The sequence below is a fragment of the Mesorhizobium sp. 113-1-2 genome (assembly GCF_016756475.1).
Taxonomy (GTDB): Bacteria; Pseudomonadota; Alphaproteobacteria; order Rhizobiales; family Rhizobiaceae; genus Mesorhizobium; species Mesorhizobium loti_C.
Map to the genome: position 1 here is coordinate 4831003 of NZ_AP023242.1, position 25969 is coordinate 4856971.

Genomic DNA, 25969 nt, shown 5'->3' on the forward strand with positions numbered 1-25969 from the left:
TCAACGCTCCAGTTCCATAATCTATCTTATGCGACTTTTAGATATAGCAATGCGGCTGTCCTTTGATGCAGCAGCTGCGGTCCTTAGAAATAGTCGAGAAGCCCCACTGAAGGCGGCTGCGATTGCAACAGCGTGCAGGATGTGCCAAGGGACAGCCATCTGATGCCGCCGCCTGGAGCAGCGAAGGCTCCATAAGCGGGAAATTGCACCACAGCCAGCCCCACGGACAAGCCGGTGATAGTGTTGTTGGTCAATAGCGTCGCCAACATGGGTATCGGATAGAGAAGGCGCGCCAGAACATAGTCCCCATGCCCAGCTCCGGCCGAGAAAAGCGCCAGCAGCAGCGCGATGGGCGTGAAGCACAGGCCGATAAGCAGCCCTGCCCGCGACGAGAATCTTGTCAGCTTCGTTTCCTCCGGAACCGATATCATTTCAGATCCGCCAGCTCATCGTCCAGCCGTGACGTCGGTGTTCACGGTTTCAGCGGCGTTGTGGATATGGATGGCCGACGATAGCCGCCGTTGACAATCCGCCGTCGACACTGGCACTGTCAGGTAGTTGCCGTGGGGCGCACCGGCCGAGGCCGAAGGGGCAATGCCCACCTACGATGTGCAAACCGTAGCCGCGCCCATGCCAAACCTCGAAAACCTGAAGAAGCAGGCAAAGCAATATCTGCGCTGGCATCGTGATCGATACCATCCGGTCGCAGCCGAGATCAGAGCCGCTTTGCCGCGGTTTCGGCACCTTGATGACAATCAGGTGCTGGAGGCATCGTTCAGGCTCAGCGATGCGCAGGAGCTTGTAGCTCGCCAATTGGGTTTCGAGGGATGGCAGGCGCTCAAAGCAGGAGGCCCGGCCATGAACACTCAATTCAAGCACGCGATGACGCCACCGATCCTCAGCGGAACCGAAGCGCAACTTTATGTCACCGACCTCAAGGCGTCTTGCGATTTCTTCACGTCGAAGCTCGGCTTCACAGTCGACTTCGTTTATGGTGACCCACCGTTCTACGGCATGGTCAAGCGTGACCATGCTCGACTTTGCATGCGGCTTGTTTGCGAGCCGGTCTTTGTCGGGAATATACGCCAGCGCGAACACCTTCTGTCGGCTTCGATCACTGTCGATGCCGCAGCGGAGATCAAACAACTCTTTTTGGAGTATCAAGCCGCCGGTGTGAGCTTCCACCAAGGACTGAAGAAAGAACCTTGGGGGGCGAGGAACTTCATTGTCCTTGATCCAGACGGCAATCTCATCTTGTTCGCTGGGCCCGCCGATTGAACGCAGCTATTGCGCCTCAAGCGATGGCGGTTGCTCCGCCATCGCCTTGTTCCGCATGGGTCACACCCCGCCCCTCCACCACGCCGCGATGTGGTTGCGTTCAAGTCCTACGAATCGAACGCGCCCGCTTTGACCCATGCGCGATAGCCCGCCAACGATTTCGGCGATGGCTTCGAGGCGGCGAAGCAACTAGCCTGCGGTCGTGCTTGAGACAGGACCATCAAGAATGACCGCCTCACCTTCCTTTCTCGGCCTTCGCGATCGCCTCGCCGATGGCCGCACGCCTCGTGCGGTGATCTTCGGAGCCGGCCACGGCAGCACCTATCCCGGCAAGGACAGCAGCGGCCATGCCTTGGCCGCCGACGCCATCCGTGCCGCGAGCCAGGATGATGCCCCGCTTGTCGGGCACTGGGATTTCGATCTCGGCGGTCCGTTGTTCGACGACAAGCCGGTGTGCTGCGTCGACGTCGGCGACATCTCGACCATCCTGCACGACAATGCCGAAAACAGGACCCGGATCGAAGCGAAGACGCGCGAAATTCTGTCCTTACCCGCCGTGCCGATCCTGCTTGGCGGTGACGATTCCGTCGTCATTCCGTTCCTTGCCGGCTTTGCCGATCACGGACCGATCTGGATCCTGCAGATAGATGCGCATATCGACTGGCGCGACGAGGTGCATGGCGAACGCTACGGCTATTCGAGCCCGATGCGAAGGGCGAGCGAGATGCCGCATGTCGCGGGCATGGTGCAAGTCGGCCTGCGCAGCGTCGGCAGCGCGCGCCTCGCTGAAATCGAAGCGGCGCGGCACTATGGCAGCCGTTTCGTGACCGCGCGCGAGGTTCATACTCAAGGCGTGGAAGCAGCACTCCGGCATATTCCGGAAGGCGCACGGGTCGTCGTCACCTTCGACTGTGACAGCCTCGATCCCGGCATCATGCCCGGCGTGGCGGCGCGTACGCCAGGCGGCCTTACCTACACTCAGGCGATCGACATGGTCGCCGGCCTCGGCAAGCGCGCCAGGATCGCGGGATTCGACCTTGTCGAGCTCTACCCACCCGCCGACATGGACGGCCTGTCGGCGCTGACCGCCGCGCGCCTTCTCGTCAATGTGATCGGCACCATCGCCCGAGTTGCTGATTTCAGAGACAGTGCGACGTAATAATCACACCCTCTTTATTGTATTCGTGTATTTTCCTCTTCACTGGACAACGGGACGGGAGGCATTCAGTGAAACGACTTCTTGCAATCATTGCGCTGGCCGGGCTCAGCGCGACCGCGGCGTCAGCAGCAGACATGGCCGCGCCAGTCGCCGGCTCTGCCTATGACTGGAGCGGTTTTTATGTCGGCGCGCATATCGGCGTGGCCAACGGCAACATCACCGCGACGGACGTCACACAGCCGAACGGCGGGTTTTTCACCGACCTGGTCCCCGCCGGAACAGAGGGTTTCGATTTCCGCAATGCGAATATAGCGGGCGGCGTGCATGTCGGTGCCCAATACCAGTGGCAGCAATTCGTCCTGGGCGGCGAAGCGACCTGGACTGCCACGGGGATCCGCAAGGAGATCGTCAGCCCATACTTCCCAGACTCCGACACCGAGACCGGCAAGATCCAGCACTATGCGACGGTGGTCGGCAAGATCGGCTATGCGTTCGACCGCGTCCTGATCTATGCGAAGGGCGGCTATGCCGGCGGCAAGGTCGGGTTCAAGGCGCGCGACAATGATGCCCTGGTCACCTATGAACAGAATGAATGGCACAATGGCTACGCGTTGGGCCTTGGCATCGACTATGCCCTCACCGACAGGCTGAGCCTTGGTGTCGACTACACGCATGTCGATCTCGGCTCCAAGACGAGCACAAGACCCAATGTGTTCGATGACGGCTCGCTTGGGAGCAACCCCGAGAGCTACGAGACCAAGGCCAGGGTAGACGCGGTGATGGCCAGGTTGAGCTACAAGTTCGGCGGCAGCTAACACACCGGATAGACAATGCTTGCCAGGGTTTTGCCCGGCCTCGGCCGGGCTTTCCTACCTGCTGGGAGGCTGTCGAGTCCCCTGCTCCAGGCTGATCCAGTAGCTCAGCGAACGCTTCGCTCCTGGTTCGATCAGCATCACGCCGGGCTTGTCGCTGAATTCGCCGTCGAAATCGGCCGGGCTTGCAATACCGTGCCAGGGTTCGATGCACAGGAACGGCGCGCCGCCGGGCTTGGACCAGATGCCGAGTTCCTTTGTTCCCTGCCATGACATTTCGATCGCCGGGCCACGGTCGGCGGCGTAGCGCACGCTGGTGCTGGCGGGCCGATCCAGGATGACGGCATCTTCATCGAACAGCCGTTCCGACAGCGCAAGCGTCTTGCCTTCGATCGACGTCGGCTGCCTCGCAGGCAACAGCAGGCCGTCCTTGAGGCGACGGATCGGGGCCGGCTCGGCCTCGGCAAAGGTCAGCCGATAGGCTTCCTTGGGCAATTCCGGCAGCAACGGCCAGTTGAACGCAGGATGTGCCCCAATCGAGGCCGGCAATGGCTCGTCGCCGGTGTTGGCGACCTCCAAGATCACACCAAGCTGCTGGCGGTCCAGCGTATAGGTGACGGCAAGGCGGAAGGCGAAGGGGTAGTGCGCGCGTGTGTCGGCGTCGTCGGTGAGGACCAGCGTGCAGGACCGAGGCCCCCTCTCCGCCCAGGTGAACGGCTTGTCGCGGGCGAAGCCGTGCTGCGTCATCGGATAGGTCCGGCCGCGATGGCGCAGTTGGTCGCCCTTCAGCCGGCCGACGATCGGGAACAGCACCGGCGAATGGCGCCGCCACTCTGGCCCGGCCTGCCACAGGAACTCAAATCCGTTCGCATCCTGAAGAGAAACCAGTTCGGCGCCCTGCCCGACAATTACAGCCGAAATGCCGTCGCCATGGAGGGTCTGACTGTCCTGTTCCATGTGTCCTCGCGGTTTGAAGGCTGTCGCGGGGCAGACTAGCAAAGGCTTTTGAGGACTCAAGCCGTAGTCAGTCTTGCCGAAACGAATTGTGGCCGGACGATTTCTCCTCCGGCCACCTCTCCGCATCAAGGGCGAGAATCCCGCCCTTGCCCACAGCGGACAGTCGTTACTCCCGCTCGCCAGTGAAGTTCAGCAGCAGCTGGAAGATGTTGATGAAGTTCAGATAGAGCGAGAAGGCGCCGAAGACGGCCAGCTTCTGGCGCGATTCCGCGTCGAAATTCTCGGCATATTGTTCCTTGATCGTCTGTGTGTCCCAGGCGGTCAGGCCGATGAAGACGGCGATGCCGATCACAGAGATGGCGAACTGCAACGCGGTCGAGCCGAGGAAGATGTTGACGATGCTGGCGATCACCACACCGATCAGGCCCATGATCAGGAACGACGAGAACTGCGTCAGGTCGCGCCTGGTCGTGTAACCATAGAGGCTGGTGGCGCCGAACATGGTGGCGGCGATGAAGAAGGTGCGCGCGATGCTGGTGCCGGTGAAGACCAGGAATACGGAGGCGAGCGACAGGCCCATCACCGCGCAGAAGGCCCAGAACATCGCCTGGGCGCTGGCCGCCGACATGGTCTGCATCTTGAACGAAAACAGCAGGACGAAGGCGAGCGGTGCCAGCATCACCACATATTTCAGCGGGCTGGAGAAGATCGGGACATAGAGCGCCGGCGTCGACGACACCAGGAAGGCGACCAGGCCGGTGACCACGAGGCCAAGGCCCATATAATTATAGACGCGCAGCATGTGCTGGCGCAGGCCCTCGTCAAAGACGGCTCCGGCCTGGGCTCCGGTGCCAACGCGATATCCCAGATTGGGCGTGTTCATTTGCAGTCTCCTTTGTGGATCGGTCAGTAAAGCGTTCTGGCAAGCGTCTCGGCGGCGCGGTCGAGGTCATGAACCCCGCTCTTGGCGACCACCGCATAGGCGACCTCGCCGATCTGGAAGTAGGCCGAGGAAATGTCCCCCGAGGGCGCGACGGTCGGCTTGACCACATCGAAGGTTCCCGGCCGGATCGCAAACAGCGACACCAGGCCCATATCCTTGGTGTCGACCGCCATCTCGACGCTCGGGCCGAAGCGCGACGGATAGATCTGCACGTCGCGCACCTTCCAGTCCTTCGGCAGCGACGGCATGACGATCGCGGTCGCGGCGCGGATTTCGCCGGCGTTGTAATTGGGCGCTTCCGGCTGCGAGGGCATGGTTTCGCGCACCAGCGTCGTCCTGTGTGCCCGCACCGCCTCGTCGACATAAGCGGGCGGCTGCGGCGAAGCGACGACCTTGGTTACAGACATCGGTCCGATGATGCCATTCGCCAGCCAGCCGGCGGCAACGAAGGCGGCAACCGCCGCCGCGCGTTGCAAGACGTCGAAGATGCGGCCACGGACAAGTCCCCTCTCCAGCCGCCGCGCCGCGTCAGCCGTCGCCGGCCGTGCCATGCCCTTGGAACCGGCAAGCGCCACGCGCAGTTCGTCGCGGGTCCGCAGATCCGACATGATGCGCGCGGCGGCCTCCGGACGTGTCGACAGGAAAGCTTCGACCTCGATGCGGCGGGTGACATCGAGCTGCTCGTCGACATAGGCGTCGAGATCGGCGTCGGTCACCGGGTCGACAAGAGCGGTCATTGCTCACCTCCCACGATCCTGAGATGGTTTTTCCCACGCGCCGGGGCGGCTTCTTCCATCTGGCGCAAGGCGGCGCGCGCCCTGCCGATGCGCGACATCAGCGTGCCCAGCGGCACGCCGGTGGCATTGGCCGCTTGGCTGTAGGAAAGCCCTTCGATCGCAACCAGATGCAGCGCCGAACGCTGCTCTTCCGGCAAATTGAAAAAGGCCTCCCGCACCTGCGCCAGGCGCACCGAATGCTCCTGCGGCGCCGGCGTGGCGGCATCGGCTAGGTATCCGGCCTGTTCGATGCGCGACGCTTCCGAACGACGCGAGCGCACACGGTCTACAAACGCGTTATGGACGATCGACAGCAGCCAGGCCCGCAGGTTTCCGCCGGAGCGGAAGGTGCCGCGCCGCTCATAGGCGCGCACCAGCGCGTCATGCACTAGGTCCTCGGCATCCGCGCTGTCGCGCGTCAGCGACTGCGCGTAGCGCCTCAGCGACCCGAGCTGTCCTATGATGTCAAAGCGTGGCATCGACCGTTTCATGCCCTGTTTACGGAGCATGTGGGGATCTTAATCCCGACCAGTGCCATTTTCTTTTGCGCCGGATTCGCCGGAGGGTGCGTTTGCATCCCCCTCGCCCAGCGTGGCCCTCAGGGGCGAAGCGGTTTTGCCGATTTGGGCGTAACTACGCCGCAGGCGCGCAAAACCCATCTGCGGCCGTCGCTGCGAAAATCGGTGATGCTCAGCGGCTCGATGTCGATCTTCCCACTAGCGGCAAGCGGGGCACCCAGAACATGCAGGATCGCGGTGCGAATGACGCTGGCATGGGTTATCGCGATCGTATGGCCACGCTCGGCCATCAACCGATCCATCAATGCGGAGGCCCGGCGGGCAACGTCGGCCAGCGACTCGCCGCCATGCGGCGCTGCATGGGGGTCGGTTAGCGATGCGGCGATGTCGCCGGGCTGTTGTGCCTGCACGTCCTCGAAACTCTTGCCGGCCCAGCCTTCATGATTCTGGTCCGCCAGGAGCGGTTCGACCGATGCGTCCAGCGCCAGCGCCTCGGCGGTCTGCCGGGCGCGAAGCGAAGGCGCCGTCCACACGCGGTCGGCACGGCGCAAAGTCCCGCGCATCGCCTTCGCCAGCGTGAGTGATCGCGGCTCCAATGGCTCGTCCGACGGGAACGCCCCCTTCCGGGTCGCGGCCGTGGCGCCGTTACAAATCATTGTCAGCCGTACGAGCATGAAGCTGTCATTCCTTGAACTGCTTTCCTAGTGACGCATACGCTGGGATTAGAATAGCGGCTATCGTTTCGATCGAAAGGCGGCTCCCGTAGGCGCCGCCTTTCGCGTTGAGGCAACCAAAACCGCTGGCGGAGCGCGTTCGATTTGCGTATCACTCCGCCGCGCCAACGGAACCATTGCGATGTTCGAAGACCTGCAGCCTGCTCCCGCCGACAAGATCCTGGCTCTGATCGGCCTCTATCGCGCCGATCCGCGCCCCAACAAAGTCGACCTCGGCGTCGGCGTTTACAAGGACCGCGACGGCAACACGCCGGTCATGCGTGCCGTGCGCGAGGCCGAAAAGCGACTGCTGAACAGCCAGGACACCAAGACCTATCTCGGGCTCGCCGGCGACACCGGCTTCAACGCGGTGATGGCCAAGCTCGCTTTCGGCCCGGGCGCGGACATGACGCGTATCCGGGCGGCCCAGGCGCCTGGCGGCTCGGGTGCGCTGCGGCTGGTGGCTGAATTGCTCAAGCGGACACGCTCTGATGCGACCGTCTGGCTGTCGGATCCGACCTGGCCGAACCATATGCCGGTGATGCGTGCCGCCGGCCTGCAGATCCGCGAATACCCCTATTTCAACGCGGCCTCGGGTGCGGTTCGTTTCGACGACATGCTGGCGGCGTTGCGGACGGCAGAGAGTGGCGACGTGGTGCTGCTGCATGGCTGCTGCCACAACCCGACCGGCGCCAACCTCGATGCGGCGCAGTGGGAGGCGGTCACCGATCTGGTCGTCGAGCGCGAGTTGCTGCCATTCGTCGACATCGCCTATCAGGGCTTTGGCGACGGCCTCGAGGCCGACGCCCTCGGCCTGCGCCTGCTGGCCGCGAAAGTGCCGGAAATGGTTGTGGCGTCGAGCTGCTCGAAGAATTTCGCCGTCTACCGCGACCGCGTCGGCGCAGCGATGATCCTGGCCAAGGACGGCGCGCAGGCCGATGTGGCGATGAGCCAAATGCTGTCGGCGGCGCGCGCCATGTATTCGATGCCGCCGGACCATGGTGCCGCGGCGGTGCGCATCGTGCTGGAAGACGCGACCTTGCGTGCCGATTGGGAAGCTGAGCTGGAGGAGATGCGCCTGCGCATGCTCCGGCTTCGCGTCCAGTTCGCTGAGGCGCTACGCCGGCAGTCCAACTCCGACCGCTTCGACTTCGTCGCCAGCCATCGCGGCATGTTCTCGCGGCTTGGCCTGACGGAAGCGCAGGTCGAGCGACTGCGTGCCGAGCATGGCGTCTACATGGTCGGCGACAGCCGCATCAATGTCGCCGGACTGCCCGAGGATGGGATGGATGACCTCGCCAAGGCGATCGTCTCCGTACTCGACTGAAACGGCTCACCTGTGGACAAGGCGCCCTCGCCGGCTGACAGCATTGGCCGCGCGCCGGGCGGCGCGATAGCATCCGCCGCATGACGCCATCTAAAGACATTTCGCGGCTGATCGAGATCATGGCGGCGTTGCGCGCCCCGAAGACCGGCTGTCCCTGGGACATCGAGCAGGATTTCTCGACCATTGCGCCCTACACGATCGAGGAGGCCTATGAGGTGGCAGACGCCATCGCGCGCGGCGACCTCGACGATCTGCGCGACGAGCTCGGCGATCTCCTGCTGCAGGTCGTCTATCACGCGCAAATGGCCGAAGAAGCCGGTGAATTTGCCTTTCCGGATGTGGTCCAGGCGATCACGACGAAAATGATCCGCCGCCACCCGCATGTCTTCGGCGATGAGGAGGCCCGCAGTGCCGGCATGGCCAAGGGCATGTGGGAAAAGATCAAGGCGCAGGAGAAGACGGAGAAGCGGCAAGCCCGTCTCGCGCGCGGCCTCGACCCCGAAGACAATGGCAAGGGATTTCTGGACAGCGTTCCGGTCGCCCTGCCCGCTTTGACGCGGGCGCTCAAACTGCAGGAGAAGGCTGCCCGCGTCGGCTTCGACTGGAGCGAAGCTGCCCCTATCCTCGACAAAATCGAGGAGGAGATCGGCGAGTTGCGCGAGGCGCTGGCCAAGGGCGAGACGGCGTCGATCAAGGACGAGTTCGGCGACATGCTGTTCGCCGTCGTCAATCTCGGCCGTCATCTCAAGCTCGATTCGGAAGCCGCGCTGAGCGGCACCAATGAAAAGTTCCGGTCGCGCTTCCACTATGTCGAGCGAGCCTTGGAAAAATCCGGCAACACGCTGGAACAGGCCACCCTGGACGAGATGGAAGCGCTCTGGCAGGAAGCAAAAACCGCGAAGTAGGCCTATAGACCGGCAATTCGGAACGGAAAAGCGTTATACACTTTTCCAGCAATTGTTCCGGCCTAGCCGTTGTTTTTACGGCGCAATCGGCTTTCGATTTCCCCGCGGGCGCTTTGCGTGGCCTTGAGCGAGAGGGTGGCGCTGCCGTCATCATTGTCGGTGCGTGAGACGATATCGCCATTGCGATAAAGCCAGTCGACAAGGCCGAACTGCGCCGGCTCGATCGTCACCGTCAGGTCTTCGAGTTCGCCCGCCATGCGTGTCTCGATGACCGCCTTCAGCGCATCGATGCCCTCGCCGGTCACCGCCGAAATGGCGATTGGCGGACCTTTGCTGCCGTCGGCGGCATCGGCGAGCAGCCGGCTCCTGTTGCCTTCGTCCAGCAGATCGATCTTGTTCCAGACCTCGATCACGCGCTTGGCATCGCCGGCGTCGACACCGAGGTCGGCCAGGATGCGCTCGACATCCTCGGCCTGTGCGGCCGTGTCGGGATCGGAAATGTCGCGCAAATGGATGACGAGATCTGCCTCGACCACCTCTTCCAGCGTCGCGCGAAAGGCCGCGATCAGATGCGTCGGCAGGTCGGAGATGAAACCGACCGTGTCCGACAGGATGATCGGCGTGCCATGCGGCAGGCGCACGCGGCGCAGCGTCGGGTCGAGCGTGGCGAACAGCATGTTCTGCGCCAGCACGTCCGCTCCGGTCAGCCGGTTGAACAGCGTCGACTTGCCGGCATTGGTGTAGCCGACGATCGCCACCACCGGGAACGGCACCTTCTTGCGCTTGGCGCGGTGCAGGTCGCGGGTGCGACGCACTGTTTCCAGCTCGTGCTTCAGCTTGATGATCTTTTCCTGCAACTGCCGCCGGTCAGATTCGATCTGGGTTTCGCCGGGGCCGCCTAGGAAGCCGGCGCCGCCGCGCTGGCGTTCAAGGTGGGTCCAGCTGCGGACCAGGCGGCCCTTCTGGTAGTTGAGATGCGCAAGTTCGACCTGCAGCGTGCCTTCCTTGGTGCGGGCTCGCTCGCCAAAGATCTCGAGGATCAAGCCGGTGCGGTCGAGAACCTTGGCATGCAGTTCCTTCTCGAGATTGCGCTGCTGCACCGGCGTCAGCGGATGGTCGACGATGACCAGTTCCGCGTCGTTCGCCTTGACGATCTCGGCGAACTCTTCGACCTTGCCGCTGCCGAGCAAGGTTGCCGGACGCGGATCGTTGACGGTCACGACGGCCGTATGGACGGGGTCGAGATTGATGGCGCGGGCGAGGCCGACCGCCTCGTCATGGCGAGCATCGGCCGAACGCGTCAGCCGTGGACGGTTCGTCTCGTCGTCGCCGCGCGGCTGGCGGGTAAGCACGGGCACAATGACGACAGCCCGGGTCGGCCCCTTGGCTTCCGTCCCGGGATGATGCGCTGGTTTTCCGCGAACCGTACCGTCCGCGTCCTTCTCACGTGCCAATCAGGCGCCCTGGCTTTCCTCGCCATCGAACATCTGAACCGGCTGGCTCGGCATGATCGTGGAAATGGCGTGCTTGTAGACGAGCTGGGAGTGACCGTCGCGGCGCAGCAGCACACAGAAATTGTCGAACGAAGTGACCACGCCGGTCAGCTTCACGCCGTTGATGAGGAAGATGGTGAGCGGGTTCTTGCTCTTGCGAACTGAATTCAGGAACAGGTCCTGAAGGTTTTGCGATCGTTCCGCCATTGTTCTTGTCTTTCGCCGATCCCCTTCGGTTTGCAAGCCAATGCGCCAAATTGTCGGGCACATGTCAAGCGCGCAAACACCGTCTTGTCGTCAGTAACGACAAGCAGAACGAGATATATTGATGTTCATTCCACCTGTGCGGTTATCAGGCTGGACTTTTTTCCGCAATGTCAAAAAAGGCCTGCCGCAACGAAAGTGTCACAGAGCCGGGGTGCCCGTTGGCCACCGGATCGCCGTCAATGGCCACGACAGGCATGGCAATCGTCGTCGCCGAACTGATGAACGCCTCGCGCGCCGCCTTGGCTTCGGCAACGGAAAAACCGCGCTCTTCGATCTTCAGGCCGAGCTTCGCCGCCACTTCGAACATGGTTGTGCGGGTGATGCCGCGCAGGATGCCGTGCTCGGCCGGCCTGGTGACCAGGACGCCGTCCCGCGTGACGATCCAGGCGTTCGACGAACCGCCTTCCTTGACGTTGCCATCGGTATCGACGAACCACGCCTCCTGGGCGCCGGCTTCCTTGGCTTTCTGCTTGGCCAATACATTGGGCAGCAGTCCAACAGTCTTGATGTCGACACGGTCCCAGCGGTTCTCGGGTACGGTGATGACCGCGATGCCGGCTTCGGCCCGCTTTGTACCGGCGGCGGGATCGGCCTTCCTGGCGGTCACCACCAAAGCCGGCTTGGTGTCCGCCGACGGGAAAACAAAGTCGCGGCTGGCGACACCGCGGGTTACCTGCACGTAGACCAGGCCGTTGACGACGTGGTTGCGGTTGACCACCTCGCGTAGAATGAGCGGCAGCACGTTGCGCGCCACCGGCCAGGCGATCGACAGTTCGGTCAGCGAGCGGTTGAGCCGGGCAAGGTGGCGCGGCATGTCGACGATGAAGCCCTGCGCCACCTCGCAGACCTCATAGACGCCATCGGCGAACTGATAGCCGCGATCCTCGATATGCACGGAAGCGTCCGCGTGAGCGACGTAGCGCCCGTTGACATAGGCAATGCGTGGCATTGGCGACCCCTGGAGAATTCTCGGGCTGTCTTATGCGATTCCGCCTTGGCCGTAACCGGCAAATGGTTGGCCCACGCGGCTGAATGGAGATCGCGCGCGTCAGACGCCCAGCGACTTCAGTTTGCGGTGCAGGGCGGAACGTTCCATGCCGATGAACTCGGCTGTCTTCGAGATGTTGCCGCCAAAGCGGTTGATCTGGGCGATCAGATAGTCCTTCTCGAACTGTTCACGCGCTTCGCGCAACGGCAGCGCCATGATGTGCTGGTCGGATTGATTCGGTGTGCGCGGCATGACATCGCCGATCTCGGACGGCAGAAGGTCCGCGGTGATCGGCGCGTCGACGTCGTCGCCGCGTGCCAGGATCATCAGCCGCTCGACATTGTTGCGCAGCTGGCGGACGTTGCCCGGCCAGTTGTGCGCCTGCAGCACGGCCAGCGCATCATCGCCGATGCGGCGCGGCTTGATGCCGGCCTGGCGGGCGATCTGTTTCATGAAATTGTCGACGAGATAAGGAATATCCTCGCGCCGCTCGGCCAGCCCCGGCACCATCACAGGAACCACCGCCAGGCGATGGTAGAGGTCCTCGCGGAAACGCCCGTCGTCAATCATGGCTTCCAGGTTCTGCGAGGTCGAGGAGATGATGCGAACATCAACCTTGACCCGCTTGGTGCCCCCTACCCGCTCGAACTGCTGCTCCACCAGCACGCGCAGGATCTTGTTCTGCGTCTCGCGCGGCATGTCGGCCACTTCGTCGATATAGAGGATGCCGCGATGAGCCTCCTCCAGCGCGCCGACCTTGCGCTCGACACCGTTCGATTCGGTGCCGAACAGTTCGATCTCCATGCGCTCGGGCGTGATGTTGGCGGCGCTCAGCGTCACGAACGGCGCGCTCTTGCGCGCCGACAGCGTGTGGATGGCGCGCGCCGCCAGTTCCTTGCCTGATCCCGACGGGCCGATGATCATGACACGGCTGTTGGTCGGCGCGACGCGCTCGATGGTCTGGCGCAGCTGGCTCATCGCCGACGACATGCCGATCAGGTCGAAGGTCTCGCCGCTGCGCTGCTTGAGGTCGGAAACCTCGCGCCGCAACTTCGAGGTTTCCAGCGCGCGCTCTGCAATGAGGATCAGCCGGTCGGCCTTGAACGGCTTCTCGATGAAATCATAGGCGCCACGGCGGATGGCGGAGACCGCCGTTTCGATGTTGCCGTGACCGGAGATCATCACCACCGGCAGAGTGGGATGCATGGTCTTGATCTCGTCGAGCAGCGCCAGGCCGTCCAGACGCGAGCCCTGCAGCCAGATGTCGAGGAAGATCAACCTCGGCGCGCGATCAGCTATAGCAGCTAGCGCGCTGTCGGCATCGAATGCCGTACGGGTTTCGTGACCTTCGTCGCTCAATATGCCTGCGACGAGCTCGCGGATGTCTTCCTCGTCATCGACGATGAGAATATCAGACGCCATTACCGACCTTTTCAGTTTCTCTTTCGTGTTCCGTCTTGGCTTCACCGCGCGACGGTGTGGCAGCCGCGGGCGGCAGGATGATGCTGATCATCGCACCGCGCCCGCCATGGAAATCCGCGGGCGCATCATGAAGTTCCAGCCTGCCGCCATGGTCCTCCACGATCTTCTTGACGATAGCGAGACCAAGCCCGGTGCCCTTCTCGCGCGTGGTCATATAGGGCTCGAGCAGCCGTTGGCGATTCTCCCGCGGCAGGCCTTTGCCATTGTCGATGACGTCGATTCGAATCGCGCCATTCTGACGGGCGGCTTGAATCCGGATTATGCCGTGCGAACCGTCCTTCTGTTCCAGTCCGTCGATCGCCTCGGCGGCGTTCTTGATCACATTGCCAAAAGCCTGCGCCAGAAGGCGGCTGTCGAACGTGCCCTTCAGCGGTTCGTTGCCGAAAACCCGCTCGAAGGTGATGTCGGCGCGGCTGACTTCGACCAGGAACGACGCCTCGCGCAGCGATTCGCGCAGATCGATGGCCTTCATCTCCGGCTTGGGCATGCGCGCGAAGGCGGAGAATTCGTCGACCATGCGGCCGATGTCCTCAACCTGCCGGATGATGGTGTCGGTGCACTGGTCGAAAACCTCGCGGTCCTCGGTGATGACCTTGCCATAGCGGCGCTTGATGCGCTCGGCCGAAAGCTGGATCGGCGTCAGCGGGTTCTTGATCTCGTGGGCGATGCGGCGCGCCACATCGGCCCAGGCGGAAGAACGCTGCGCCTGGACCAGATCGGTGATGTCGTCGACGGTCACGACGTAGGATTTCTCCTCCGAACCGTCATCACCCGCCTCGACGGTGATCTGCACGTTGAAGGTGCGCTCGGTGCCGGCGCGGAAGAACGTCACCTGCTCGCGGTAGACGGGCTTGCCCGACTGGCGGCCGATTTCGAAGACACGGCCGACATGCGGCAGAATGGCGGACAGGTTCTGCCCGAGTGCGGCACTGGCGGAGATGGCCAGCATCGATTCGGCCGAACGGTTGACGATGGTGACGATGCCATAGGGATCGACGCCGATGACGCCGGCGGTGACGCCGGCAAGCACGGCTTCGGAAAAGCGCCGCCGCTCGTCGATCAGGTCCTTTGCCGACAGGATTTCGTTGCGCTGCGATTTGAGTTCCAGCAGCATCTTGTTGAAGGTGTCGCCGAGCGAGGCGACATCGCCGTCGGAGGGCCTGACTGGAACCGCGACGTCGAGATTGCCGGTCGCCACCTCGTCGGCGGCGCCGATGAGCTGGCGAATCGGTCGCACGAGGCGGTCGGCGACGGCGATGCCGGTCCAGATTGCCGACAGGATAATGATCAGGGTCAGCGATAGGTAGGGCAGCGCGAAGGCCACTTGCGAGGTGCGCCTGTTGTCCTCGAGATTGCGGTATTCGTCGGTGTTGGACCTGACGATCTGCCGTGCCTTGATCACCTCGGGATCGACAAGGCGGATGGTGTAGAGGTAGAGGCCCTCGATCTCGCGCAGCTTGACGATGGCACCCATGATGTTGCGCGTGCGCGGCTCGATCAGCACCGGCTTGCCGTCGGTGGCGCTGCTGACTGAGCCTTCCGGCGGTTCCGGCATGGCGAAGTCGGCATCCGTCTTGGCGCTCATGACGAACGAGCCGTCGGGCTTGATCAGCGCCGCATGGGCCAGCGACCGGCCCACCGCCTCCTTGTTCAGGAGGTCGAGAAAGCCTGTGCGATCAAGGCCATAGAGCGTGCGCGACGCATCGAGGTCATAGGCCATCGACAATGTCGTGCCCTGCAAATTGCGGGCATTTTCCTGAACATAGGCATCGGCGATCGACAGCGAGGAATTGACGATTGTCTTGGTGCGGATCTCGAACCAGCGGTCGAGGCCGATGTCGAGCGTGATCGAGGCGATGATGGCCACCATGATGGCGGGGATGGCGGCGACCAGCGCGAACATGGCGACGATGCGCACATGCAGGCGCGAGGCCGCCTTGCCGTGCCGGCGCGCCATGACGATGCGATGCACCTCGCGTCCGACCAGCGCGCTGAGGAAAAGCACGAAGGCGGCGTTGAGCGCGATCAGCGCCCAGGTCGTCCTGGCGTCAGGCGCGATCGGCGTCGCGCCGACCAGGATGGTGAACGAAATGGCGGCCATGACCAGCGCGCCGACGACCGCCACGACGCCGGGCAGCGCCAGCAAACGGCGCCCGTCGCGCGCGCCGGGTTCGCTGAAAAGCGGTTGGTTGAGTACAGGTGCCTGCGGAGCCATGTCGCCGTCTGGGAGCCAATGATTGCGTCCGATCTATGCAACGCATTGTGGCGATTATGCAACAAGTGTGACAATGGCGGAAATGTTTCGCCGCTCAGTCCCCTGAAAAGAGTGCGTCAGATCAGCGCTCAGCCCGGCCGCGACGATTTGTAGACGTTGACGCCCAGTTCGCGAATCTTCTTGCGCAGCGTGTTGCGGTTCAGCCCCAGCAGTTCCGCAGCCTTGATCTGGTTGCCGCGGGTTGCCGTCATCGAGGCCAGGACCAGCGGATATTCGACTTCGGACAGAATGCGCTGGTAGAGCCCGGCGGGCGGCAATTCGCCGGCAAACGAGGCGAAATAACGCTGCAGGAAATGCTCGACCGCCTGGCCGATGGAGAGGTCGTCGGGAATGAGGTTGCCGCCGCCGGGTACCACGGGGCGCTCGCCGGTCTTCAGTTCCGCCTCGATGATCTCGGCGGAAATCTCGTCCTGCGAATAGAGCGCGGCAAGCCGGCGAACGAGGTTTTCCAATTCGCGCACATTGCCCGGCCAGGGGTAGCGCTTCATGAGTTCGATGCCGCCGGAAGAGATGCGCTTGGTCTGCAGCCCTTCCATCTCGCCAAGCTTGAAGAAGTGGCGCACGAGGTCGGGCACGTCCTCGGAACGCTCGCGCAATGCCGGCAGCCTGAGCGGCACGACGTTGAGGCGATAGAACAGATCCTCGCGGAACAGTCCCTGGTTGATCAGCGTGCGCAGATCCTTGTTGGTGGCGGCAACGATGCGCACATCGGTCTTGATCGGCGTGCGGCCGCCGACCGTGGTGTATTCGCCCTGCTGCAGGACGCGTAGCAGGCGCGTCTGCGCCTCCATCGGCATGTCGCCGATCTCGTCGAGGAACAGCGTGCCGCCCTCGGCCTGCTCGAAACGGCCGGTGGAACGGTTCTGGGCACCGGTGAAAGCGCCCTTCTCGTGGCCGAACAGCTCCGATTCGATCAGGTCGCGCGGGATCGCCGCCATGTTGATGGCGACGAACGGGCCGCCGCGGCGGCGGCCATATTCGTGCAGGGCGCGCGCCACTAGTTCCTTGCCGGTGCCGGATTCACCCGAGATCATCACCGTCAGGTCAGTCTGCATCATGCGCGCCAGCATGCGGTAGATGTCCTGCATGGCCGCCGAGCGGCCGACCAGCGGCATGGTTTCAGGCTGCTCATCCGGCCGCGCATCGATCTTCGGCCGCCTTGGCTCCGACAGCGCCCGGTTGACGATGTTGAGCAGTTCGGTCAGGTCGAACGGTTTTGGCAGATATTCGTAGGCACCGGTCTCGGAGGCGCGGATCGCCGTCATGAACGTGTTCTGGGCGCTCATCACGATGACCGGCAGTTCCGGCCGTGCCTTCTTGATGCGCGGCAGCATGTCGAAGGCGTTCTCGTCCGGCATCACCACGTCGGTGATGACGAGGTCGCCCTCGCCGGCCGCCACCCAACGCCACAAGGTCGAGGCGTTGGAGGTGACGCGCACTTCATGACCGACGCGCGAGAGAGCCTGATTGAGCACCGTGCGGATCGCCGCGTCGTCATCGGCGACGAGAATATTGCCGCGAACCGTCATTTGCGGTCTCCTTCACCGTCTTCTTCAGCGCCGAACGGCGTTTCCTTCCAGGCCGGCATCAGGATGCGGAAGGTGGTTCCGCGTGGGGTCGAATCGCATTCGATGATGCCGCCATGCTCGCCGACGATCTTGGCGACCAGCGCCAGCCCCAGCCCCGAGCCGTTCGGCTTGGTGGTGATGAAGGGATCGAACAGGATCGGCAGAATGTCCTCCGAGACGCCGGAGCCATTGTCGCGCACGCAGAACTCCAGCGGCAACGAGACACGGTCCTGCGTGCCTGGAACCGAAACGCGAATGCCCGGCCGGAAGGCGGTCGACAGCACGATCTCGCCCTGCGGGTCGCTGCCGATCGCCTCGGCGGCGTTCTTGACCAGGTTGAGGAACACTTGGATCAACTGGTCGCGGTTGGCGAATACCGGAGGCAATGATGGATCATAGTCCTCCAATATCCTGACTTTCTTGGCAAAACCGTTCTTGGCGATCGCCTTCACATGGTCGAGCACGACATGGATGTTGACGGGATAACGATCAATCGGCCGCTCGTCGGAAAACACCTCCATGCGATCGACCAGCGAGACGATGCGGTCCGTCTCGTCGGTGATCAGCCGGGTCAGCGCTCGGTCTTCGTCGGAGGCAGACAATTCGAGCAACTGCGCCGCGCCGCGGATGCCGGAGAGCGGGTTCTTGATCTCATGGGCAAGCATCGCCGCCAGGCCGGTCACCGAGCGCGCCGCACCGCGATGCGTCATCTGCCGGTCGATCTTGTCGGCCATCGACCGCTCCTGGAACATGACCACGACGGCCCCCGGGAATTCCGGCACCGGCGCGACGTAAAGATCGACGACCTTTTCGATGCCGAGACGTGGCGACGACACGTCGACCCGATATTCGTTGACCGGAGCCCGGCGCTCGCGCACCTGATCGACCAGCGTCAGCAGCGGGCTGCCGAAAGGAATCAGCTTGGACAGGGTGTTGCGCGCCAGCATGGTCGCGCTGGAGCGAAAGAAGTCCTCGGCATCAGCATTGGCGAAGGTGATGAACCCTTCCTCGCTGATCATGATCACCGGTCGACGGATGGTGTTGAGGACGATCTGGGCGGCATTCGGCGTCTCGATGCCTTGGCCAGCGGTGGCGTTCATGCGGCGCTCCGCAGGTTCAAGGGTTGCGGATCACGCGAGAACACATTGCGCAGCAAGGCAATGACGCGGGCCGGCTCGAACGTGGTCAGGATGGCTTTTCGATCATCGTCGGCGACCCCGACTGCATGGCGATCGAGATACCAGCCCAGATGCTTGCGCGCCTGACGCAATCCGCTCTCGACGCCATAAAGCGCCAGCATGTCCTCGTAGTGGGCGACGATATAGTCGGCCAAAGCCGTGGGATTCTGCGGCACGTTGGTCGCCATTTCGCCCGCTGCCGCCGCGATACCGCCGGCGATCCAGGGGGCGCCGTAATGCGCGCGGCCGACCATCACCGCATCGGCGCCGGATTGGTCAAGGATGGCGGCCGCCCCGGCGGGAGAGCAGACATCGCCATTGGCAACGACCGGTATGGACACGGCGTCCTTGACGCGGGCGATGGCGCGCCAGTCGGCCTTGCCCTGATAGAACTGGCAGCGCGTGCGGCCGTGCACCGTCACCATCTTGACACCCGCCTGCTCGGCACGGCGCGCCAGGATGGGCGCATTGAGCGCCCCTTCGTCCCAGCCGAGCCGCATCTTGACCGTCACCGGTACCTTGACCGCGCCGACCACGGCCTCGATCAGCGACAGCGCATGGTCGAGATCCAGCATCAATGCCGAGCCGGCATAACCGCCGGTGACCTTCTTGGCTGGGCAGCCCATGTTGATGTCGATGATGTCGGCGCCCTCGCCGGCGGCGATGCGCGCGCCCTCGGCCATGTGTGCCGCTTCGCGGCCGGCCAGCTGCACCATATGGACGGGCAGGCCGGAATGACGTATGCGCAGGTCGAAGCCGGTCCTGCCCTTGGCGAGTTCGCCGCTTGCCACCATTTCGGACACGACCAGGCCCGCGCCATGCGCATGGGCGCGTCGCCGGAAAGGCTCGTCGGTGATACCCGACATCGGCGCGAGGAATACGCGATTGCGGATTTCCACGCCGCCGACGTCGAGAGGCGCGGCCAATTTGGTCAGGTTAACCATGCACAAAAACCAAGCACGTCCATTCGTTGCACATTCTCTAGCCATATTGGCCGCAATGTGCAACGCGGAATGACGCCACATTAAGGCGCAATTGGGAAAATCCCGGCCTTCGATTTTTGCCGCAACCAGGGCGCCGCGCGTCCTTCAGGATGCTTTGGAGTTCATATTTGACGCACGATCTTTTTGGAAAACCAATTACACTTTTGGGGATCGTGCGCTAAGCCAATCGCCATGACTGACGGAACTGAAAACGCAAGCGCGACAGGTGGGGTTGCGGTGGTGATTGTCGCCGCCGGCCGCGGCGCGCGTGCCGGACAGGCCAACGGACCCAAGCAGTACCAGAACATCGGTGGCCGAGCCGTCATTGCGCATACGCTGGAGATGTTTCTGGCGCATCCGCGAACCGGCCGGATTGTCGTCGCCATCCACGCCGACGACCACGAACTGTTTCGGCAGGCGGCGGGCACCCAGGCTCGGCGTGTCACCGCCGTCATTGGCGGGCCGACCCGGCAGGAGTCCGTCCGGCTGGGGCTGCTTGCGCTCAAAGACCACGCGCCGGACCAAGTTCTGATTCACGATGCCGTCCGACCGTTCGTCGACGCGGACTTGATCGACCGCACCATCGCCGCCATCGGCGAGAACGAGGGGGCCTTGCCCGCCCTGCCCGTCGCCGACACGCTGAAGCGCGAGTCGGCTGCCGGCGTGGTCGCGGAGACCGTTTCCCGCAGCGGGCTCCACGCGGCGCAAACACCGCAAGGGTTCCCCTACGGGCCGATCCTTGCCGCACACGACAAGGCCCATCAACTGGGCCGGCTGGACTTCACCGACGACGCGGCCATCGCCGAATGGGCGCATATTCCGGTCAAGCTGGTTCCCGGCTCACCGGACAATGTCAAACTCACCTGGGCACGGGACATCGCGATGGCGCACCAGCGGCTTTCCAGCGAACGCACACACTTCCCCGACATCCGCACCGGCAACGGCTATGACGTCCACGCCTTCGAGCCCGGCGACCATGTCACCCTGTGCGGCGTCGCCATTCCGCACGGCAAAAAACTGTCCGGCCATTCCGATGCCGATGTCGGCCTGCACGCCTTGACCGATGCGCTGCTGGCGACCTGTGGCGCCGGCGACATCGGCACGCATTTCCCGCCGTCCGATCCGCAATGGAAGGGTGCTGCGTCGCGGATCTTCGTCGAGCATGCGGCCAAAGTGGTGCGCGAGCGCGGTGGACGCATCGCCAATGCAGACATCACGCTGATCTGCGAGGCGCCGCGCGTCGGCCCGCATCGCGAGGCGATGACGGCAGCCCTGTCGCAGATGCTGGGCATTTCCGCCGACCGCATCTCGATCAAGGCGACAACCAATGAGAAACTCGGCTTTGTCGGTCGCGAAGAAGGCATCGCCGCGATCGCCACCGCCAGCGTGGTGTTTCCTGGCGAGGTGCCGGAATGAGCAACGCCGAGCTCGCAAACGCCCTGCTGCTGGCCTGCCAGCAACGTGGCATCATGCTGGCGACAGCGGAAAGCTGCACCGGCGGCCTGATCATCGCCGCGCTCACCGACATTGCCGGCTCCTCGGCCGTGGTCGACCGCGGCTTCATCACCTATTCCAACGAAGCCAAGATGGAGATGCTCGGCGTTTCCGCTGAAACACTTGACGCGCACGGAGCCGTGTCGCGCGAAACGGTGCTGGAGATGGCGGCCGGCGCGCTGGCGCATTCGCGCGCGAGCCTTTCTCTTGCCGTCACCGGCATTGCCGGCCCAAGCGGCGGTTCGGCCGACAAACCGGTCGGTCTCGTCTGGTTCGGCCTGGCCCTGGCCGGCCAGCCGGTTGTCGCCGAGCGCCAGCTGTTTGGCCACAAGGGCCGCGAATTCATCCGCCACGAGACGGTGAGACACGCGCTCCAACTTGGGTTGCAAGCGCTTGGCCGGAGTTAGGCCGACGGTGCGACCCCATAGATGACGTCGGCGCGCTTTTCGAAAGCCTCGGCGAACATGCGGAAGGCACGGTCGAACATCGTTCCCATCAGCACGCCGAGAATGCGGCTCTTGAACTCGTAGTCGATGAAGAAGTGGACCTCGCAACCGCTGCCGGCCGGGTCGAAGCGCCAGATATTGCTGAGGTATTTGAACGGCCCGTCGATGTATTTGACGTCGATGGTCTTCTCGTCAGGCTTCAGCAGCACCTGCGTGGTGAAGGTCTCGCGGATGGCCTTGTAGCCGATGCTCATGTCGGCGAGGAGAACAGTGCGGCCATCGCGCTCCTTGCGCGAGCGCACCGTCAGCGCTTCGCAAAGCGGCAGGAATTGCGGGTAGGCTTCGACGTCGGCAACCAACGCAAACATCTGCTGCGGCGTATGGGCAACGCGGCGGGTGGCTTCGAATTTGGGCATAAAATCGGCTAGAGCGTTTTTTGGAGCTGGGCTTCCCGCGCCGCGCGCAGCCGCGCGAAATCGTCGCCGGCATGGTGCGATGAGCGCGTCAGCGGGCTCGATGCCACCAGCAGGAAACCCTTGGTCCGGCCGATCGTCTCGAAGGACTTGAATTCCTCGGGCGTGACGAAGCGGATCACCGGATGGTGCTTCTTCGACGGCTGCAGATATTGCCCGATGGTCATGAAGTCGACATTGGCCGAACGCAAATCGTCCATAAGCTGCAGGATCTCATTCCGCTCCTCGCCCAGGCCGACCATGATGCCGGACTTGGTGAAGATCGAGGGGTCGAGTTCCTTGACCCGCTGCAACAGCCGGATCGAGTGGAAATAGCGGGCGCCCGGCCGAACCGTCAGATAGTTCGACGGCACGGTTTCGAGATTGTGGTTGAAGACGTCGGGTTTCGCCGCCACGACGATCTCCAGCGCGCCGTCCTTGCGCAGGAAATCGGGCGTCAGAATTTCGATCGTTGTTGAGGGCGTCGCCGCGCGGATCGCCCGGATCACTTCGGCGAAGTGCTGCGCGCCGCCATCGGCGAGATCGTCGCGGTCGACCGAGGTGATGACGACGTGGCTGAGCCCCATCTGCTTGACGGCATGCGCGACACGGGCCGGCTCATCGGCATCGAGCGCGGTCGGAATGCCGGTGGCGACATTGCAGAAGGCGCAGGCGCGCGTGCAGATCTCGCCCATGATCATGAAGGTGGCGTGCTTCTTTTCCCAGCACTCGCCGATGTTGGGGCAGCCGGCCTCTTCGCAGACCGTCACCAGCTTATGCGATTTCACGATCTCGCGTGTCTCGGCGTAACCTTTCGAGACCGGCGCCTTGACGCGGATCCAGTCCGGCTTGCGCAACACCTCCTGGTCGGGCTTGTGCTCCTTCTCGGGGTGCCGCAGCCGCGGCGCGTTGGCGATCGTGTCGAGGACAGTGACCATCTGAACCCTGGCTTTTCTTGCGACCGCCCGTCGGCGATCGTCACTTTTACGTCATCTAGGACTTTTCGGCACAAAGAAAAAGGCTGCAGCGGCGCATGCCGCTACAACCGTTTTCGCATGGAAGGGAACAATATCGGCTAGCGGCGCACCAGGCGACCGACCCAGATCAGCAGGCAGGCACCGATGAAGCCGGTGATCAGATAAGCGATCCAGCCGACGCCGAACGGGCCGACATTGAGCGCTTGAAGGATGGCGTTCAACACGACCGCACCAACGATGCCCATGATAATGTTCATGAAAATGCCGGTGTTGCTCTTCATGAACATTTCGGCGAACCAGCCTGCCAGGCCGCCGATGATGATGGCTGCGATCCAGCCCACGCCGTTCAAGTGCATATGCCTTCTCCTTGCGCATGTAAAAATGCATCCGGAAACGAACTGCCTTGCCGCCGAGTTCCCAGGGCGTTCGCGGCTGAGTCTCCTGCGGCGAATCTATCATGCGTTCAAGGCGCGGCCATAGGCGTCGAGCACGCTTTCCTTCATCATCTCCGACAGTGTCGGATGCGGGAAGATGGTGTGCATCAGTTCTTCCTCGGTCGTTTCGAGGTTCATAGCCACGACAAAGCCCTGGATCAGCTCGGTCACTTCGGCGCCGACCATATGGGCGCCGAGCAGCTGACCGGTCTTCTTGTCGAAGATGGTCTTGACGAAGCCCTGGTCCTCGCCCAGCGCGATCGCCTTGCCGTTGGCTGCGAACTGGAAGCGGCCGACACGGATATCCTTGCCCTCGGCCTTGGCCTTGGCTTCCGTCAGGCCGACGGAGGCGACCTGCGGGTTGCAATAGGTGCAGCCGGGGATCTTGAGCTTGTCGATGGCGTGCACGCCGGGGAAGTTCGCGATTTTCTCCACGCACACAACGCCCTCGTGTTCGGCCTTGTGAGCAAGCATGGGCGGGCCGGCGACATCGCCGATGGCGTAGATGCCCGGCACATTGGTCTTGCCGTAGCCGTCGACGACGACGCAGCCGCGGTCGGTCTTCACGCCGAGCGCTTCGAGGCCGAGGTTCTCGATATTGCCCTGCACGCCGACGGCCGAGATCATGCGGTCGGCGGTGATCTTCTCGACCTTGCCGTCCTTCATCTCGACATGCGCGGTGACCGAGTTCGCGCCCTTCTGGACCTTGGTCACCTTGGCTTCGAGGATGATCTTCATGCCTTGCTTCTCGAACTGCTTTTGCGCGAATTTCGAGACTTCGGCATCCTCGACCGGCATCACCGCCGGCAGCAGTTCGACCACCGTCACGTCGGCGCCCATGGTGCGGTAGAAAGAGGCGAATTCGATGCCGATGGCGCCCGAGCCCATCACCAGCAGCGACTTCGGCATCTCCTTCGGCACCATGGCTTCGAAATAGGTCCAGATCAGCTTGCCGTCCGGCTCGATGCCGGGCAACGCGCGCGGGCGCGCACCGGTCGCCAGGATGATGTGCTTGGCGGTGTAGGTGCCCTCGCCCTTGACTCCCTTCGGCACCGGCGGCTGCGGTTCCATCGGCTTCTTGGCCGTCTTGGAGACGACGATTTCACCGGGCTTCGACAGCTTGGCTTCACCCCAGATGACGTCGACCTTGTTCTTCTTCATCAGGAAGGCAACGCCGCCATTGAGGCGCAGCGAGACTTTTCGCGAGCGGTCGACGACGGCCGATGTATCGACGCTGACCTTGCCGTCGAGCTTCAGCCCGTAATCCTTCAAATGATCGGAATAGTGCATGATCTCGGCCGAACGCAGCAACGCCTTGGTCGGGATGCAGCCCCAGTTGAGGCAGATGCCGCCGAGATGCTCGCGCTCGACGATCGCCGTCTTGAAGCCAAGCTGGGCGGAACGCACCGCCGTGACATAGCCGCCGGGGCCTGAGCCGATGATGATGACGTCGTAGTTCTCAGCCACGGATTTTCTCCTTCAATCACAATTCCAGCATGCCGCGCACGACTGGCGCCAATGCCGTGCCGATGCTGCGCGTATTCTCTGCATCGAGATGGACGCCGTCGAGCGGTGTACATCTGGCGACGGTCGCGGCATCAAAAAAGCCGCAGCCCATCTCCTCGGCGGCGATTTGATAAAAGCCGGCGAGCTTGGGCGACTCGATTGCGCCTGTTCCCAGCATTTCGGCGTAGTCCGCCTTGCGGGTCTCCACGATATGCGGCGGCGAAACCAGGATAATTTTGGGGGCGACACCGCCGAATGGATAAGCGTGCCCTCGGACGATCTCAACGAGGCGCCGCATGCCATAGGACGCTATGACGGCGCTGCCGTGTATAGACGGCTTCATGTCGTTCGAGCCAAGCATGATGACGATCAGATCGATCGGCGAATGCGTGCTCAGGACCGTCGGCAATACCCGCGCGCCGTTTCGGTCCGCGGCCGACAGGAAGTCGTCATAGGCCGTGGTGCGACCGCCCAGTCCCTCGGCTATGACGCGGAAACCCGGTCCGAGCGCTGTCGCCAGCGCGGTCGGCCATTGATCCTCATAGTCATGTCGACCCAAAGTCTCCGGGTTGTGTCCCCAGGTCAGCGAGTCGCCGTAGCAAAGAACTGTCTTCATGCACTCACACCCATTTGTGCTTTGATCAAACCGCGTCTCCCGCGCCAGCGCACGAACAGCCCTTGCAAAATGATGGTCACCAGGCCCGGCAGACCAAGGCCAGCTACCATTGGAATGTCCTTCTTCACCACCGCGGCGCTGCTATCGCTGTAGAGGATCAACGCGATCAACAGGACGAGCAACACCACAAAAACAATCAGTGTCCACTTGCCCGTCATGGCCGCGGCCGCAACCGGATCATTCATCAACTGCGCCACGAAGAAGACGAAGGTGACGACACACGTCACCAGCACCGAGAACATGAAGACGATGATGTATTCTTCCTCGGCACCAGTAGCGACGGCTAGTTGCCGCGCGACCAGGCCGCCGACAAAACCCGAAAGGATGAAGGCAAAAAGGCTGGTGAAGAATTTCCGCACCGC

The 25969-nt window shown here is 63.1% G+C and carries 27 protein-coding genes; 7 read left to right on the forward strand and 20 right to left on the reverse strand.

Annotated features, from left to right (window positions below):
• Positions 1–83 precede the first annotated feature (83 nt).
• On the reverse strand, positions 84–431 hold the full coding sequence (locus tag JN279_RS23350) for a hypothetical protein (RefSeq protein WP_096445863.1): 348 nt from the start codon (positions 429–431) through the stop codon (positions 84–86).
• Positions 432–630: 199 nt separating this feature from the next.
• Here JN279_RS23350 and JN279_RS23355 point away from each other — a divergent pair, with 199 nt between their 5' ends.
• The 3 genes from JN279_RS23355 (at position 631) to JN279_RS23365 (ending at position 3252) form a co-directional block, all read left to right on the forward strand.
• Positions 631–1278, forward strand: coding sequence for a VOC family protein (locus JN279_RS23355; RefSeq protein ID WP_096445861.1), 648 nt, complete (start codon positions 631–633; stop codon positions 1276–1278).
• A gap of 226 nt (positions 1279–1504) precedes the next feature.
• The gene (locus JN279_RS23360) at positions 1505–2437 is read left to right on the forward strand and encodes an agmatinase (protein ID WP_096445859.1); all 933 of its coding nucleotides are present in this window, start codon (positions 1505–1507) and stop codon (positions 2435–2437) included.
• A gap of 68 nt (positions 2438–2505) precedes the next feature.
• The gene (locus tag JN279_RS23365; RefSeq protein WP_096445857.1) at positions 2506–3252 is read left to right on the forward strand and encodes an outer membrane protein; all 747 of its coding nucleotides are present in this window, start codon (positions 2506–2508) and stop codon (positions 3250–3252) included.
• Positions 3253–3306: 54 nt separating this feature from the next.
• On the opposite strand, the gene JN279_RS23370 is transcribed toward JN279_RS23365, so the two are convergent.
• The 5 genes from JN279_RS23370 to JN279_RS23390 form a co-directional block, all read right to left on the reverse strand.
• Positions 3307–4206 (reverse strand): aldose 1-epimerase family protein, encoded by a 900-nt coding sequence (locus JN279_RS23370; RefSeq protein ID WP_096445855.1) that lies wholly within the window; start codon positions 4204–4206, stop codon positions 3307–3309.
• A gap of 166 nt (positions 4207–4372) precedes the next feature.
• Positions 4373–5089: a Bax inhibitor-1/YccA family protein gene (locus tag JN279_RS23375; protein ID WP_095203348.1), complete on the reverse strand. Its 717-nt coding sequence runs from the start codon at positions 5087–5089 to the stop codon at positions 4373–4375.
• Positions 5090–5112: 23 nt separating this feature from the next.
• Positions 5113–5886, reverse strand: a complete 774-nt coding sequence (locus tag JN279_RS23380) for an anti-sigma factor family protein (RefSeq protein ID WP_202350382.1) — start codon at positions 5884–5886, stop codon at positions 5113–5115.
• Complete coding sequence (locus JN279_RS23385; RefSeq protein ID WP_202350383.1) at positions 5883–6434, reverse strand: sigma-70 family RNA polymerase sigma factor; 552 nt, start codon at positions 6432–6434, stop codon at positions 5883–5885. Before JN279_RS23385 ends, JN279_RS23380 begins: the two co-directional genes overlap by 4 nt.
• Positions 6435–6523: 89 nt before the next feature.
• Positions 6524–7117, reverse strand: coding sequence for a histidine phosphatase family protein (locus JN279_RS23390; RefSeq protein ID WP_202350384.1), 594 nt, complete (start codon positions 7115–7117; stop codon positions 6524–6526).
• Between the two features lie 181 nt (positions 7118–7298).
• Here JN279_RS23390 and JN279_RS23395 point away from each other — a divergent pair, with 181 nt between their 5' ends.
• A complete protein-coding gene (locus tag JN279_RS23395; protein WP_202350385.1) occupies positions 7299–8483 on the forward strand; it encodes an amino acid aminotransferase in 1185 nt (394 codons plus the stop codon).
• An 80-nt stretch (positions 8484–8563) separates the two neighbouring features.
• Complete coding sequence (gene mazG / locus JN279_RS23400; protein ID WP_096445845.1) at positions 8564–9388, forward strand: nucleoside triphosphate pyrophosphohydrolase; 825 nt, start codon at positions 8564–8566, stop codon at positions 9386–9388.
• Between the two features lie 62 nt (positions 9389–9450).
• On the opposite strand, the gene hflX is transcribed toward mazG, so the two are convergent.
• The 8 genes from hflX to dusB all read right to left on the reverse strand — a co-directional run bounded on the left by hflX (position 9451) and on the right by dusB (position 19583).
• Positions 9451–10842, reverse strand: a complete 1392-nt coding sequence (gene hflX / locus JN279_RS23405; RefSeq protein WP_202350386.1) for a GTPase HflX — start codon at positions 10840–10842, stop codon at positions 9451–9453.
• A complete protein-coding gene (hfq, locus tag JN279_RS23410) occupies positions 10843–11088 on the reverse strand; it encodes an RNA chaperone Hfq (RefSeq protein ID WP_006202172.1) in 246 nt (81 codons plus the stop codon).
• Between the two features lie 145 nt (positions 11089–11233).
• Positions 11234–12097, reverse strand: coding sequence for a D-amino-acid transaminase (locus JN279_RS23415; RefSeq protein ID WP_202350387.1), 864 nt, complete (start codon positions 12095–12097; stop codon positions 11234–11236).
• A gap of 99 nt (positions 12098–12196) precedes the next feature.
• The gene (gene ntrX, locus JN279_RS23420) at positions 12197–13558 is read right to left on the reverse strand and encodes a nitrogen assimilation response regulator NtrX (protein WP_202350388.1); all 1362 of its coding nucleotides are present in this window, start codon (positions 13556–13558) and stop codon (positions 12197–12199) included.
• The gene (locus JN279_RS23425) at positions 13548–15833 is read right to left on the reverse strand and encodes a sensor histidine kinase NtrY-like (RefSeq protein ID WP_202350389.1); all 2286 of its coding nucleotides are present in this window, start codon (positions 15831–15833) and stop codon (positions 13548–13550) included. Before JN279_RS23425 ends, ntrX begins: the two co-directional genes overlap by 11 nt.
• Before the next feature lie 128 nt (positions 15834–15961).
• Positions 15962–17422: a nitrogen regulation protein NR(I) gene (ntrC, locus tag JN279_RS23430; protein ID WP_019858034.1), complete on the reverse strand. Its 1461-nt coding sequence runs from the start codon at positions 17420–17422 to the stop codon at positions 15962–15964.
• Entirely contained in the window at positions 17419–18561 is a 1143-nt protein-coding gene (locus JN279_RS23435) for a two-component system sensor histidine kinase NtrB (protein ID WP_096445831.1), read from the reverse strand. The genes ntrC and JN279_RS23435 overlap by 4 nt, the downstream gene beginning before the upstream one ends.
• Positions 18558–19583 (reverse strand): tRNA dihydrouridine synthase DusB, encoded by a 1026-nt coding sequence (gene dusB, locus JN279_RS23440; RefSeq protein WP_202350390.1) that lies wholly within the window; start codon positions 19581–19583, stop codon positions 18558–18560. Before dusB ends, JN279_RS23435 begins: the two co-directional genes overlap by 4 nt.
• A 231-nt stretch (positions 19584–19814) precedes the next feature.
• Between dusB and JN279_RS23445 the strand changes: the two genes are divergently transcribed.
• Together JN279_RS23445 and JN279_RS23450 are read left to right on the forward strand one after the other, a co-directional pair.
• Positions 19815–21038, forward strand: a complete 1224-nt coding sequence (locus JN279_RS23445) for a bifunctional 2-C-methyl-D-erythritol 4-phosphate cytidylyltransferase/2-C-methyl-D-erythritol 2,4-cyclodiphosphate synthase (protein ID WP_096445826.1) — start codon at positions 19815–19817, stop codon at positions 21036–21038.
• The gene (locus JN279_RS23450; protein ID WP_096445823.1) at positions 21035–21523 is read left to right on the forward strand and encodes a CinA family protein; all 489 of its coding nucleotides are present in this window, start codon (positions 21035–21037) and stop codon (positions 21521–21523) included. The genes JN279_RS23445 and JN279_RS23450 overlap by 4 nt, the downstream gene beginning before the upstream one ends.
• On the opposite strand, the gene JN279_RS23455 is transcribed toward JN279_RS23450, so the two are convergent.
• The 6 genes from JN279_RS23455 to JN279_RS23480 all read right to left on the reverse strand — a co-directional run bounded on the left by JN279_RS23455 (position 21520) and on the right by JN279_RS23480 (position 25966).
• Entirely contained in the window at positions 21520–21978 is a 459-nt protein-coding gene (locus JN279_RS23455) for a type II toxin-antitoxin system RatA family toxin (protein WP_096445821.1), read from the reverse strand. The genes JN279_RS23450 and JN279_RS23455 overlap by 4 nt on opposite strands.
• Positions 21979–21986: 8 nt before the next feature.
• The gene (gene lipA, locus JN279_RS23460) at positions 21987–22952 is read right to left on the reverse strand and encodes a lipoyl synthase (RefSeq protein WP_202350391.1); all 966 of its coding nucleotides are present in this window, start codon (positions 22950–22952) and stop codon (positions 21987–21989) included.
• A gap of 137 nt (positions 22953–23089) precedes the next feature.
• Positions 23090–23347 (reverse strand): GlsB/YeaQ/YmgE family stress response membrane protein, encoded by a 258-nt coding sequence (locus JN279_RS23465; RefSeq protein WP_096445815.1) that lies wholly within the window; start codon positions 23345–23347, stop codon positions 23090–23092.
• Positions 23348–23446: 99 nt separating this feature from the next.
• Positions 23447–24892 (reverse strand): dihydrolipoyl dehydrogenase, encoded by a 1446-nt coding sequence (gene lpdA, locus JN279_RS23470; RefSeq protein ID WP_202350392.1) that lies wholly within the window; start codon positions 24890–24892, stop codon positions 23447–23449.
• A gap of 16 nt (positions 24893–24908) precedes the next feature.
• Complete coding sequence (locus JN279_RS23475) at positions 24909–25547, reverse strand: SGNH/GDSL hydrolase family protein (protein WP_202350393.1); 639 nt, start codon at positions 25545–25547, stop codon at positions 24909–24911.
• Positions 25544–25966, reverse strand: a complete 423-nt coding sequence (locus JN279_RS23480; RefSeq protein ID WP_202350394.1) for a hypothetical protein — start codon at positions 25964–25966, stop codon at positions 25544–25546. The genes JN279_RS23475 and JN279_RS23480 overlap by 4 nt, the downstream gene beginning before the upstream one ends.
• Positions 25967–25969 lie beyond the last annotated feature (3 nt).